This window comes from Pseudomonas sp. SBB6 (assembly GCF_024213215.1).
Classification (GTDB): Bacteria; Pseudomonadota; Gammaproteobacteria; order Pseudomonadales; family Pseudomonadaceae; genus Aquipseudomonas; species Aquipseudomonas donghuensis.
On record NZ_JANAVH010000004.1, the window covers coordinates 541,967 to 554,076 of the forward strand.

Sequence of the window (12,110 nt, forward strand, 5' to 3'; positions counted from 1 at the left end):
CCTTGGCCGGGTCGGTTCCCTGCGTAGCTGTTACGCCAGGAGGACTTGATGCACATCTTAGCGCGCCTGCGCGGCGCAATCAGAAAACCGCTGGGCTTGCTGCTCGGTATCCCGTTGCTGCTTGTTGCCTTGCTATGGCTCGCCGACCGCATCTGGCCGTTGCCGATGCCGGCGGATGATCTGGCCCGGGTAGTGCTGGCCGAAGACGGCACGCCGCTGTGGCGCTTCGCCGATGCCGAGGGTGTATGGCGCTACCCGGTCAGCGCCGAACAGATTTCGCCCTATTACCTGGAGGCATTGCTGACTTACGAAGACCGCTGGTTCTACCATCACCCCGGGGTCAATCCGCTGGCGCTGGCGCGGGCGGCCTGGCAGAACCTGCGCGGTGGCCGGGTGTTGTCTGGCGGCAGTACGCTGTCGATGCAAGTGGCGCGTCTGCTCGATCCACATTCGCGCACGCTGCCCGGCAAGCTGCGTCAGTTGTGGCGCACTGCACAGCTGGAGTGGCACCTGTCGAAGGCGCAGATTCTTGAAATCTACCTCAACCGCGCGCCGTTCGGCGGCACCTTGCAGGGCGTCGCCGCAGCCAGTTGGGCGTACCTTGGCAAGTCGCCGATGCACCTGACACCGTCGGAGGCGGCGCTGCTCGCGGTGCTGCCCCAGGCGCCAAGCCGTCTACGCCCGGATCGCCACCCCGAGCGTGCCCAGGCGGCGCGCGACAAGGTCCTGCAACGCCTGGCCGAGTACCAGGTATGGCCGCAGCAGCGGGTTGCCGAGGCAGCAGAAGAGCCACTGTTGCTGGCTCCGCGTCAGGAACCGGCGCTGGCGCCGCTGCTGGCGCGCCGACTCAATCGTCCGCTCAGCCCGCCGTTGATTCGCACCACCCTCGATGCCTCCTTGCAACGGCGCCTGGAAGACCTGCTGCTGGGCTGGCGCGCGCGGCTGCCGGAGCGTACCTCGGCGGCGATCCTGGTGGTCGAGGCGCAGAACATGGCGGTGCGCGCTTACCTGGGTTCGATTGATCTCAATGACGAGCGCCGTTTTGGCCACGTCGACATGATCAGCGCCTTGCGCTCACCCGGCTCGACCCTCAAGCCGTTTCTTTACGGCATGGCCATGGACGATGGCCTGATCCATTCCGAATCCTTGCTGCAGGATGTGCCGCGGCGCTACGGCGATTATCGCCCGGGCAACTTCTCCATGGGTTTCAGCGGGCCGGTGGCGGCCAGTTCGGCCCTGGCATTGTCATTGAACCTGCCGGCGGTGCAACTGCTTGAAGCCTACGGGCCGAAACGCTTCGCCGCGCAGATGCGCAGTGGTGGCGTGCCGCTGATCCTGCCGCCGTTGGCCGAGCCGAACCTGTCGCTGATTCTCGGCGGCGCCGGTAGCCGCCTGGAGGACCTGGTCGGTGGTTATGCGGCCTTTGCCCGAGATGGCTTGAGCGCACCGATCCGCTTGCAGCCGGATGATCCGTTGCTTGAGCGGCGTCTGCTGTCGCCGGGCAGCGCCTGGATCATCCGGCGTATTCTCAGCGGCCAGGCGCGCCCGGATCGCGACCCTCACGCCGAACTGGTGCAGCGTCCGCAGTTGGCCTGGAAGACCGGTACCAGCTATGGCTTTCGTGATGCCTGGTCGATTGGCGTGGGGCCGCGCTACCTGATCGGCATCTGGATCGGCCGCCCGGATGGCACGCCAGTGCCGGGGCAGTTCGGCCTGGCCTCGGCGGCGCCGTTGATGCTGCAGGTGCATGACGTGCTGAGCAACCGCGACAGCCAGCGCGGTATTGCCACTCCCGTGACGGCGGTGCCGGCCAATGTCGGGGTTGCGGCAATCTGCTGGCCGCTGGGGCAACCTATGGCCCGCCAGGACCCGAACTGCCGTCGCCAGCGCTTCGCCTGGACCCTGGACGGCACCACGCCGCCGACCTTGCTGGCCCAGGACCAACCGTTGAGCGTCGGCCTGCGCGAGACCGTCTGGGTCAACACCCAGGGTTTGCGCGTCGATGCCACGTGCCCCGGCGCCCAGGCGCGGGACATCGCCCTATGGCCGTCGCCACTGGAACCCTGGCTGCCACGGGTGGAACGCCGCGAGGCGCGCTTGCCCAAGGTCGATCCGGGTTGCCCGCCGCAGGTGCCGCCCAGCGCGCCGCCGTTGTCGATCGTCGGTGTGCGTCAGGGCGACCAGTTACGCCGTCCGGCCACCAGCAGCGAGCCGTTGCGTTTCAAGGTCTCGGCCCTTGGCGGTAACGGTCGGCACTGGTGGTTTCTCAACGGTGCGCCACTGGGCGAAACCAGCGGCCAGGAAAACCTTACGGCGAGCTTCGACCAGGCCGGGCGCTTTGAGTTGAGCGCCCTGGATGAAAGCGGCGAAACCGCCCGGGTCGAGTTCCAGGTCAACGAGTGACAACGCGCATTAGACGATGCCGGGGCCAGCACCTACGCTTGGGGTGACGAGGCCGCTGCCCTGGCGGCTGCGTACTGATCGGGATCATGGAGTGTCCGATGCGTCCGTTGGCTGTCGCAATTGTTGGATTGTCCTGGGCGAGCGTGGCCAGCAGCGAACCCCTGCCGCGCTTTCTCGACAGCCACGAAATCGAACGAAACCTGCCCGCCCCCAACCTGCCGGCCGATGCCTATCGGCCGAGCAACCCGGGTGTGCAGGTGCCCATTGCGGTCACCCTGGCCCAGCCATTACTGCGTGATACCCGGATATTCCTGCGCAAGGTGCGCTTCGAGGGCGGCAGCATCTATCCGTTGAGTGACCTGCGCGACAACTATCAGGGCCTGGTCAACCGCGAGGTCAGTCTGGGCGAACTGATCGACGCCACCCAGCGCCTGACCCAGCGCTACCAGCAGGACGGCTACCTGCTGTCCCATGCTTATCTGCCCGAGCAGGACTTCGCCGATGGCCGGGTGCGGGTGGTGCTGGTCGAAGGCTACATCGACGATCTTGAGCTGCATGGCAAGGTTGGCCCGGCGGCCGCCTATGTGGAGCAACTGGTGGGTTGGCTCAAGGCCGAACGCCCGCTGACCCGTGCGACCTTCGAGCGCTATGTCGCCCTGATGAGCCGCCTGCCGGGTTTCAGCGTGCAGGCGCGGTTGTCGCCAGCCGATGCCAGCAATGGTGCCAGCCGCCTGATCATCGAGGCCACGCGCCGGCCGTTCAGCGGTACCCTGATCGTCACCGATGGCAGCCGCGATGACCCCCAGGCGCTACTCACCGTGAGCAGCAACGCGCAGACAGCGCTCGCCGAACAGTTCAGTGTCACCACCCTGGCGCCACGCGGGGAGGATCACGAAAGCTATTTTCGCCTGGATTACTCCCAGTACCTGGACGACCAGGGCAGCCAGCTGCACTTGTCGGCGTCGCGTTACGACAGCAACCCCAGTGCCCAGGTGCTGCTCGGCGATGGCACCCAACTCAAGGCCCATCGCGAGAATGACCGCTTCTCGGCTGGCTTGAGCCAGGTACTGCTCGCCGCGCCCGGCGAATCGCTCAACGTTGCCGCGCGCTTCTACATGGTCAACGACGATGTGCTGTACCGCGCAGTCGGCGCGCCCATGCGCCTGAGCAACCGCACCGATGTGCGCGCCCTGGGCTTTGAAGGCGAGTGGCGCAAGGCCGATGCAGACCAACTGCGGATCGTCAGTGGTGGTGCCTACCAGGGCCTTGATTATCTGGGGGCGAAAACCAACAGCGATTTCGACCTGGATTTCTTGCGCCTGCGCCTGTCCGGGTTGCAGAGCGATCGCCTGTTCGGCAACTGGCAGGGCGTGGCGTCGGCGGCCTTGTACTGGAGTGGCGACAGCCTGCCTGACAGTGAGCGGGTGGTATTCGGCGGGCAGAGCTTCGCTCGCGGCTATCCCGCCGATCAGGCTCTGGGCGACAAGGGCTGGGGCCTGGCTTATGAGGTCAACTACAGCTTCAACGGCGATGGCCACTGGCTGAAGCTGCTGCAACCTTATGCCGTGCTGGATACCGCGCGCACCTGGTTCAATGAAGTGGACCTGCGCGATGCGCACCTGTCTTCGGCAGCATTGGGGCTGCGCATCGGTGACGGGCGTTTCTACAACCTTGCGCTGGAGCTGGCCAAGCCGCTGTCGGACGTCGCCCTCGACAGCTTTGACCGCGAGCCGCGGGTCAGCTTGAGTTTCAGTGTGCAGTTATGAACGTGCATCGCCGGAACTGCGACCCTTCGGGCAGGTATACGCAGGTCTATTGTGGGAGCTGGCGTTGCCAGCGATGGGCTGCGCAGCAGACCTGAAAGGTTCACTGCACCAGTTGCATCCGCGGCTTGGGGAACAGATTGTCCAGGGTTTCCAGCAGGCGGTTGTGGTAGATCGGCTTACGGAACAGGTCCAGCACCTGCAGGCGCAGCAAGTCGCTGACGTCGTCCATGTCGGCATGCCCGGAGGTGACGATCACCGGCAGGTGTTGACGCGCGGTGTGCTCGCGCAGACGCCTGATCAGTGAAATGCCGCTTTCCTCGGGCATGCGCAGGTCGGTGATGACCAGGGCCACGTCCGGGTGGCGGGTGAGCTGTTGCAGGGCGAGTTTGACCGAGGTAGCCGTGTGACAGCAAAACCCCTCACCCTCCAGCAATTCGGCAAGCTCCAGCAAGGCGTCCTCTTCGTCATCCACCAGGAGCAATTGTTGACGGGGGGAAGAGGTCGGCATGAGGTAGTCCTATGGCAGCGTGATTGAACAAGAGACCCAAACAGTACAGCAGTGATGCTGGCCTACTCTGAAGGCGTCGTGCCTTGAGCCTTGGTCATCGCCCCCTGAACCTTGGTCATGACCGAAGACACACTACCGGAAATAGGGGTGATGAACGCTGTCAGCACCACCGCCACCATCGCCGCGGCAATCGCATACTCGATGCCGGAGGCACCCTCCTTGCGGTAGAAGAATTCTTTGCAGCTTTTGAGGACACGGGAAAGACGCATGGCATTTCTCCTTGCGCCGCAGGCGCAGGTGGCTGGGGTATTGGATGATTCCCCTTTGCCATCACAGCATTGTCAACGGGTCATACTTCGGCAAATGTAAGAAGGTATTAACACTAAAGTCATAACCCAATGCCGGCGCCAATAAGCTGTTGTTTTATGGTGCTGCCGGTTTTGCGACGGAAAAAAATCTGACGGGTAATGGCATTTTGTCCTAGCTACGCTACCGTCAAATAGCGAAATAGTTGTTTCCGACTGCAGTGCTGTGGGCCATTTCACATAAAGGGCCGAAAGAACGCTGAGGGGAAGGAGGATCGGCATGAGCAGTCGCATTACCATCATCCTCGCAGGCTTCTTTCTGCTCGGTGCGTTGCTGGCCGGTTACTGGGGCCTGGCCCTTAGCCGCCCACCCAGTGAACCGCTTGCCGCATCTGTCGCTGCACCTGTACCGACGCCCGTTGAGCACGTGGCAAAAGACGCCGCTGACGAACTGCGCAAGCCGGTGGTGGTGTTGCGTCGCGATGTTGCCGCGTATGTGCCGCTGACGGCAGACGACCTGGTGGTAGAACGCTTGCAGGTGGCTCCGCCCGGCAGTTTCCAGACCCTTGAGCAAGTGCTCGGGCGCAGCAGTTGGCGCGCGTTGAGTGCTGGAACCTGGCTGGAGCAGGGCAGCTTCGAAGCCGGTGGCCCGCTGGCACGGATGATCCACCCCCATGAGCGCGCGCTGGCGGTAGCGGTGGATGAGGTGGTGGGTGTCGCCGGGCAGTTGAGTCCGGGCGACTATGTCGATGTCTTGCTGTTTCTGCGCGAAGAGACCCGCAACCCGCAAGCGTCGGCTCAGGTGGTACTCCCCGCACTGCGTCTGCTCAGTGTCGGCGAACAGTTGGGCCTGACCAATGACGGCAAGCCCGCGCAGCCGCCAGTGAATGAAAAGAGCCAGCCGCAGCAACCGCCACATGCTGCGCGCACGGTAGTGCTTGCCGTTCCCGAGGCACTGGCCAGCCGCTTGCTGCTTGCCGCCCAGGCCGGCAGTTTGCGCCTGGCCGTACGCAGCGCCGAAGAGAAGCGCCTGGCCCGCTATTGGGCGGACCCCAAAGCCAGCAGCAAGGAAGTCGATAGCGCCAATCGCAAACTCTATCGCTTCAGTCAGCTTGCCCAGGTACCCGCCGCCCAGCCGGTGGCCAGCGTTGCGCCGTCGCGCGGCATAGAAATCATCCGCGGAAATCAAGCCAGACAGCCCACTCCCTGACCAAGCAAGGATGCCCTTCAATGAGCAGTCGTTCCGAGCGGGTAATCAAGCAGATGCTCTGTGCCTTGCCGTGCACTGCGCCGCAGGTGCCCATGGCGCTGGCAGCGCCCAAGGGTTGTGCAATTACGACCCGAGCCGGGGCCGCTTGTTGTTCCTCGAAAACGGCGACTTCGAACGTCGCAGCGGGTTATCCCCATGAGTGAAAGCCTGAGCCAGACCTTCCTCGCCATCACCCGCAACGATGGCGACTTGCAGTGGTTGCAAGGTGCGCTGGCGCCCCTGGGGCAGGTGGTGGGCGCCGGCAGCGGCAGCCTTGACGAGTTGCTGGCGCTGGTCGATGTCACCTTTGCCAGTTTGGTGTTCGTGGGGCTGGATCGTGAGCAGGTGGTCAATCAGTGCGCACTGATCGAGGGAGTGCTGGAAGCCAAGCCGATGCTGGCAATCGTTGCCCTGGGCGATGGCATGGACAACCAGTTGGTGCTCAATGCCATGCGTGCCGGGGCGCGGGACTTTGTCGCCTATGGCTCACGCTCTAGTGAAGTCGCAGGGTTGGTGCGGCGCTTGAGCAAACGCCTGCCGCCAGTCACCAGCAACCCCAGCCTTGGGGGGCTGACGGTACTCTATGGCGCCCAGTGCACCGCTGATGGCGCCTTGCTGACCACCCATATGGCGCGGGTGGTGCAAACCAGCGGTCAGCAAACGTTGCTGCTGGACCTTGGCGTGCCTCGTGGTGACAGCCTGGCGTTGCTCGGCCTGGAAGCCTCGTTTCATTTCGGCGATGCCCTGCGCCACCTGCGTCGGCTCGACAATACCCTGATCGACAGCGCCTTCACGCGTGAAAGCTCGGGCCTGCGCCTGCTGGCCTACGCCGAGACCGACGAACCGCTGGAACGCACCAGCGCGGCGGAGCTGTACATGCTGCTCAGCGCCTTGCGCCAGCATTTCCAGCACATCGTCGTGAACCTGACCGGGCAGGCTGACAGCGAAGCCCTGCGCACCTTCGTCAGCCATTGCGACAAGCTGATCTGGTACACCGACCAGAACGTCCTCGATTGCCGGCGCAACCTGGAGGTACTGACCCAATGGCGCGAGAAGGGCATGAAGCTCGAACACGCCAGCCTGCTGGTCGACCGCTACCTGCGCGGCGTCGCACCGGACTCCGAAGCCCTGGGCAAGCGCTATGGCTTGCCGGTTCTGCGGGTTTTGCCCTACAGCCCAGAGGTGCGCCTGAATGCCAAGAACCAGGGCCTGACCTTGTTCGAACTGGCGCCGCGCGAGCAGCTCACCCAACATTTGAAAGCGCTCGGTGAACGGCTGGCGCGCCGCTCCGAGAGCAACCCTGCGGTCAGCGCCAGCTGGCTCAATCGGTTATGGGGGCATAAATGAGCGGTGACGAACTGTTTGGCGGCCCGCGGCACAACCTGGGGGCCGACCCGCAAGGGCTCAAGCGTGCCTTGCATCGTTACATCATCGACGCCATCGAGGACAGCGGGCGCAACCTGCTCGAAGGCTCGCGCCCGGCCCTGGCGCAATTCGTGGTGGAGCAGGTCGGCGACTATATCGCCCGATTGCACCTGGCCCTGTCGCGCTACGAGATGGAGCGCCTGGCCGAGGAAATCGTCGACGAACTGACCGGCTTCGGTCCGCTTGAAGTGCTGTTGCGCGATGCCAGCGTCACCGAAATCCTGGTCAACGGCCCGCACCGGGTGTTCATCGAGCGGGCCGGCCTGCTGCAGCAGACGGATCTGCGCTTTATCGATGCCCACCATGTCGAGCGGGTCATGCAAAGGATTCTCGCGCCCTTGGGCAGGCGCCTGGATGAATCGTCACCCATGGTCGATGCGCGCATGCCCGACGGCAGCCGGGTCAACGCGATCATTCCGCCGGTGGCGCTGGACGGCCCGTGCCTGTCGATCCGCAAGTTTCGCAAGGACATGCTCAAGAGCGCTGACCTGCTGGCCACCCGGACCATCGACCAGGGCATTCTTGACTTCATCCAGCTGGCGGTGGCGCGGCGCTGCAACATTCTGGTCAGTGGCGGCACCGGCACCGGCAAGACCACCATGCTGAATATCCTCAGCCAGTTGATCACGCCCCATGAGCGCCTGGTGACCATCGAGGACGTGGCTGAGCTGCAGCTCGATCACCCTCACGTGGTGCGCCTGGAAACCCGCCCGCCGAATGCCGAGGGGCATGGCGAGATCAAGGCCAGCGAGTTGATCCGCAACGCCTTGAGGATGCGCCCCGACCGCATTCTGCTCGGCGAGATCCGTGGCGTCGAAGTGCTCGATGTGCTCACCGCGATGAACACCGGTCACGACGGCTCAATGAGTACCGTACATGCCAACACTGCCCAGGACGCCTTGCTGCGTCTGGAAACCCTGGTCGGCCTGACCGGCCGCCAGGTGGCCGAGAAAACCCTGCGGCAGATGATCTGTGCGGCACTGGATGTGGTCATTCAATTGACCCGTCTGGCCGATGGCCGCCGCTGTGTCAGTGAGGTGTTGGAGGTAGTCGGGGTGCGCGATGATGTGTACGTCACCAATACCCTGTTCCGTCTCGATCGGCACAACGGCGAGGGCTTCTTGCGGGAGGCGCCGAACCCTGCCGGCGACAAGCTGCGTCGCGACTATTCGGAACTGCAGCCGTGATTGCCGCGGTACTTGGCTTGATCTGCCTGGCCTTGCTGGGGGTATCGGTGCACTTGTTCTACAGCGGCATGCGCAAGTCGGGTGAGGAGCGGATCCTGCAGCGTCTTGGCCAGGTTCAGGTGACCTCGGCGCTGACGCCCAGTAACCGTGACTGGCTGGACCGCCTGTTGCAGCGTGCCGGTATCGAGCGGCGCAATGACCGGCTGCTGATATGGCTGGTGCTCGGCCTGCTGACAGCGCTGCTGTGTGGCCGGATCCTGGGGTGGGCAGCAGGCGTCGGGCTGGTGCTGCTTGCACCGTTGCTGATCTGGTTGTCCCTGGGCTGGCGCTATCGCCGACGGGTGCAGCGGATGATCGAACAGTTGCCGGTGTTGCTCGATCACAGTGTGCGCAGCCTCAAGGCCGGGCGAACCTTGAACGATGCCGTGCTGGGGGCCATCGATGCGTCGCGTGACCCTTTGCATGGCGCTCTACAGCGGGTGCGGCGCAATGTGCAGATGGGCGTCAGCCTGGACGATGCCATGAGCGACCTGGCCGAACTGTATGAGCAGGATGAGCTGCGCCTGTTCGCGTTGGGCCTGCGTATCAATCATCGCTACGGCGGCAACGCCAGCGAGCTGCTGGAGAACCTGATCAAGCTGATTCGCGAGCGCGAGCAGGGTAGCCGTCAACTGCGCGCCATGACCGGTGAAACCCGCATGACCGCGACTGTCCTGGGCCTGTTGCCGGTGGGGATGGCCGGCTATTTCCTGATCAGCAACCCCAACTATTTGCTGGCTATGTGGCAGGACGGCAACGGTCAGTTCCTGCTGCTCGGCGCCTTTATCCTGCAAGTGGTGGGCTGCCTGGTGTTGTGGCGCATGTTACGGAGTATCTGAAATGGCCTGGTTGCTCTGTGCCCTGATGTTCTTCGCCGCATTTGTCTTGCTGGCAGGCCAGTTGCTGCACCAGCGTCGTCGTCAGCGCCTGGTTGCTCGGCGTCTGCAGGGCCAGCTTGGCAGCGAGAACCGCTTGGGCAACTGGCTGCAACAGATCGGTAGCAGCCGGCTGGGCCAGCGTTCGCTGAATCTGGATAGCGAGACCCGTCTGCTGCTTGACCGCATGGGCTGGCGGCGGAGCCGGCAGCGGGCGCTGTTTGCCGCTTGCCAGGTTGGCGTGCCGTTCCTGGCCCTGGGGTTGGGCGTAGCGCTGCAGGAGACCCTGTATCGCGACAGCCAGGTACCGTGGCTGGTAGTACCGTTTTGCGCCATGGGTGCGGGCTATCTGCTGCCCAAGCGCCTGCTGGCGTGGGCCGCTGTGCGTCGCCAGCAACAGATCGCCGGTGAAGTTTCGACCTTCATACCCTTGCTGAGGATTCTCTTCGAGTCGGGCCTGGCGGTGGAGCAAACCTTGCGTGTGCTGAGTCAGGAGTCGCGACAACTGTTGCCAGTGTTGAGCGAGGAGTTGCGGGCGATTCTGCTGCGGGTCGACTCCGGTTTGGCCTTGGCTGCGGAGCTTGAGAAAACCGCGCAGTTGCTCAGCGTCGACGAGTTCAGCGACACCTGCGTGATTCTCCAGCAATTGCTGAGCCAGGGCGGTGGCGCAATGAAGTCGCTGTTGGCGCTCAAGCAACTGCTCGATGACCGTCGGCTGACACGCATGCAGGAACGGATTTCGAAAATGTCCGGGAAGATGTCGATGGTGATGATGGTGTTTCTGTTTCCGGCCTTGCTGATCGTATTGGCCGGCCCCGGCCTTAGCGCCTTGGGCAGGGCATTGGGTTCATGAGCGGGAGCAAGGCGCGAAGGCAGCGACGACAACCTCCTGGCGCAGGTCAACTTGGTGAGCCGCCTGCGCCTCACACCGGCGCTGCACTCAGTGCGCCGTGACACGTTGATGAAGGGGCGAGGAGCTGGGCGACAGCGCCAGCGCCAGTTGGGTGCGGTTGTGCATGTGGGTCAGGCGCAGCACCTGGGACACGTAGAGCTTGACGGTGTTTTCGGTAATGCCCAGCTCGCAGGCGATCTGGTAGTTGGTCTTGCCCTTGCTGACCAGCCGCGCCACATCCAGCTGGCGCGGTGACAGCTTGTTGAACAGGGTCGGCAGGTTGTCGGGTTCCACTTCGGGGTCGACGTCGGTGGCGCGGCGGTGGGCGCCGAGCCCGCGGGCCTTGTCCAGGTCCTGGTAGAGGTCATCGATCGAGTCGGCCAAAAACTGCAGCTTCTGGTTCAGGTCACCCAGGTGCTGGTAGCTTCTGCGTCGTTCCAGCACGGCAGCCTCCTGGCGTTGCACGCCTTCGAGCAGCTCGCTGAGGTCGACCGGTTTCTGGTAGTAATCGGCAAAGCCTTCGCGTAGCGCCTTGATCACGTCCTGCTTGTTGGCGCGGCCGGTGAGCATGATCGCTTCGAACAGCCGCTGCGGCCCGGCAATGGCCTTGAGCGCACGCATCAGTTCCAGGCCATCGTAGTCGGGCATGTGCAGATCACATACCACCAGCGCGATCTCCTGATCGACACTGAACTGTTCGATAGCCTGGGTACTGGAGTGGCAGGGCACGCATTGGTAACCACTGCTCTGGAGAAATTCGCACAACTCTTCGACGATCAGTGGCAGGTCGTCCACCACCAGCACCTTTAATTCACTGACTGATTTGTTCACATGCAACTCCCTGCTGTTCGCCTTTATGTTCCCTCGACCAGGCTGAGCCTGGATCCATCCGGCACACACTAGAAAGTAGTCGCACTTTTGGGCTATGTACAAGGTGGGTACATCCATTTGCACGCAGCATTCGACTAATGGATCCATACCGCAGCCAGTAAAAAACCGACCAGCAGGAACGGCGCGAAAGGCTGTTTTTTTGACGACTCTTCGCTCAGTTGCTTCAGGCGGTTCTTAACCTTCTGACTTAACAGGGACCACAGCCAGCGACGGCCAAGCAGCCAGGCAACGACGGCTACACCGGCACCGATAAACGTGCCCAGCAGGTGCATGCGATCGGTGGCCAGGGCCAGGGCACCGAGCAATTTCACGTCGCCGGCGCCCAGGCGGCCGAGCATGTAGCCGGGGAGGGTCAGGAGCATGACGATGGCCAGCGCCCAGCCACCTTCACTGGCGTCGGCGCCAATCCAGGTGTGCCCGGTCACGAACAGATAGGCCAGGGCGCAGGCGGCGGCGCCGAGGGTCAGGGTATTGGCGATCTGGCGTTCGCGCAGATCTTGTTCAGAGCACAAGGCAAGCCACAGCAGCAGAACAATGCTTTGCATTGGCGAAAGGTCATCCCTTTGTGGT

The 12,110-nt window shown here is 63.5% G+C and carries 12 protein-coding genes; 8 read left to right on the forward strand and 4 right to left on the reverse strand.

The features are described from left to right. Positions 1 to 48: 48 nt before the first annotated feature. Positions 49 to 2,403 carry a peptidoglycan glycosyltransferase PbpC gene (pbpC, locus tag NLX68_RS11250; protein ID WP_254284031.1) on the forward strand — a complete coding sequence of 785 codons (2,355 nt, stop codon included), beginning with the start codon at positions 49 to 51 and terminating at the stop codon, positions 2,401 to 2,403. 98 nt (positions 2,404 to 2,501) lie between these two features. After that, a complete protein-coding gene (locus tag NLX68_RS11255) occupies positions 2,502 to 4,169 on the forward strand; it encodes a ShlB/FhaC/HecB family hemolysin secretion/activation protein (protein WP_254284032.1) in 1,668 nt (555 codons plus the stop codon). Between the two features lie 100 nt (positions 4,170 to 4,269). Here NLX68_RS11255 and NLX68_RS11260 read toward each other — a convergent pair whose 3' ends face one another. Together NLX68_RS11260 and NLX68_RS11265 are read right to left on the reverse strand one after the other, a co-directional pair. Next, positions 4,270 to 4,677: a response regulator gene (locus tag NLX68_RS11260; protein WP_010221712.1), complete on the reverse strand. Its 408-nt coding sequence runs from the start codon at positions 4,675 to 4,677 to the stop codon at positions 4,270 to 4,272. 62 nt (positions 4,678 to 4,739) lie between these two features. Then, positions 4,740 to 4,946, reverse strand: coding sequence for a Flp family type IVb pilin (locus NLX68_RS11265; RefSeq protein ID WP_254284033.1), 207 nt, complete (start codon positions 4,944 to 4,946; stop codon positions 4,740 to 4,742). A 316-nt stretch (positions 4,947 to 5,262) separates the two neighbouring features. Here NLX68_RS11265 and cpaB point away from each other — a divergent pair, with 316 nt between their 5' ends. Genes cpaB through NLX68_RS11295 form a run of 6 tightly spaced genes read left to right on the forward strand, consistent with a single transcriptional unit; the run spans position 5,263 to position 10,610 of the window. Continuing rightward, the gene (gene cpaB / locus NLX68_RS11270) at positions 5,263 to 6,192 is read left to right on the forward strand and encodes a Flp pilus assembly protein CpaB (protein WP_254284034.1); all 930 of its coding nucleotides are present in this window, start codon (positions 5,263 to 5,265) and stop codon (positions 6,190 to 6,192) included. 20 nt (positions 6,193 to 6,212) lie between these two features. Continuing rightward, on the forward strand, positions 6,213 to 6,395 hold the full coding sequence (locus tag NLX68_RS11275) for a hypothetical protein (protein WP_254284035.1): 183 nt from the start codon (positions 6,213 to 6,215) through the stop codon (positions 6,393 to 6,395). Continuing rightward, entirely contained in the window at positions 6,388 to 7,578 is a 1,191-nt protein-coding gene (locus NLX68_RS11280) for a pilus assembly protein (protein ID WP_254284036.1), read from the forward strand. Before NLX68_RS11275 ends, NLX68_RS11280 begins: the two co-directional genes overlap by 8 nt. Continuing rightward, complete coding sequence (locus tag NLX68_RS11285; protein ID WP_100782926.1) at positions 7,575 to 8,843, forward strand: CpaF family protein; 1,269 nt, start codon at positions 7,575 to 7,577, stop codon at positions 8,841 to 8,843. The genes NLX68_RS11280 and NLX68_RS11285 overlap by 4 nt, the downstream gene beginning before the upstream one ends. After that, the gene (locus tag NLX68_RS11290; protein WP_254284037.1) at positions 8,840 to 9,721 is read left to right on the forward strand and encodes a type II secretion system F family protein; all 882 of its coding nucleotides are present in this window, start codon (positions 8,840 to 8,842) and stop codon (positions 9,719 to 9,721) included. Before NLX68_RS11285 ends, NLX68_RS11290 begins: the two co-directional genes overlap by 4 nt. A gap of 1 nt (position 9,722) precedes the next feature. Next, the gene (locus NLX68_RS11295) at positions 9,723 to 10,610 is read left to right on the forward strand and encodes a type II secretion system F family protein (protein ID WP_254284038.1); all 888 of its coding nucleotides are present in this window, start codon (positions 9,723 to 9,725) and stop codon (positions 10,608 to 10,610) included. A gap of 87 nt (positions 10,611 to 10,697) precedes the next feature. Here the strand turns inward: NLX68_RS11295 and NLX68_RS11300 are convergent, their stop codons facing one another. Both NLX68_RS11300 and NLX68_RS11305 read right to left on the reverse strand, forming a co-directional pair. After that, a complete protein-coding gene (locus NLX68_RS11300; RefSeq protein WP_302056144.1) occupies positions 10,698 to 11,486 on the reverse strand; it encodes a response regulator transcription factor in 789 nt (262 codons plus the stop codon). Between the two features lie 128 nt (positions 11,487 to 11,614). Then, on the reverse strand, positions 11,615 to 12,085 hold the full coding sequence (locus tag NLX68_RS11305) for a prepilin peptidase (RefSeq protein WP_254284040.1): 471 nt from the start codon (positions 12,083 to 12,085) through the stop codon (positions 11,615 to 11,617). Positions 12,086 to 12,110: the final 25 nt, after the last annotated feature.

Excerpts from the sequence above, each read along its gene's own strand:
- NLX68_RS11295 (WP_254284038.1), top strand. The coding sequence starts at position 9,723 with ATGGCCTGGTTGCTCTGTGCCCTGATGTTCTTCGCCGCATTTGTCTTG.
- NLX68_RS11285 (WP_100782926.1), top strand. The coding sequence starts at position 7,575 with ATGAGCGGTGACGAACTGTTTGGCGGCCCGCGGCACAACCTGGGGGCC.
- pbpC (WP_254284031.1), top strand. The coding sequence starts at position 49 with ATGCACATCTTAGCGCGCCTGCGCGGCGCAATCAGAAAACCGCTGGGC.
- NLX68_RS11260 (WP_010221712.1), bottom strand. The coding sequence starts at position 4,677 with ATGCCGACCTCTTCCCCCCGTCAACAATTGCTCCTGGTGGATGACGAA.
- NLX68_RS11280 (WP_254284036.1), top strand. The coding sequence starts at position 6,388 with ATGAGTGAAAGCCTGAGCCAGACCTTCCTCGCCATCACCCGCAACGAT.
- cpaB (WP_254284034.1), top strand. The coding sequence starts at position 5,263 with ATGAGCAGTCGCATTACCATCATCCTCGCAGGCTTCTTTCTGCTCGGT.
- NLX68_RS11265 (WP_254284033.1), bottom strand. The coding sequence starts at position 4,946 with ATGCGTCTTTCCCGTGTCCTCAAAAGCTGCAAAGAATTCTTCTACCGC.
- NLX68_RS11275 (WP_254284035.1), top strand. The coding sequence starts at position 6,213 with ATGAGCAGTCGTTCCGAGCGGGTAATCAAGCAGATGCTCTGTGCCTTG.
- NLX68_RS11255 (WP_254284032.1), top strand. The coding sequence starts at position 2,502 with ATGCGTCCGTTGGCTGTCGCAATTGTTGGATTGTCCTGGGCGAGCGTG.
- NLX68_RS11305 (WP_254284040.1), bottom strand. The coding sequence starts at position 12,085 with ATGCAAAGCATTGTTCTGCTGCTGTGGCTTGCCTTGTGCTCTGAACAA.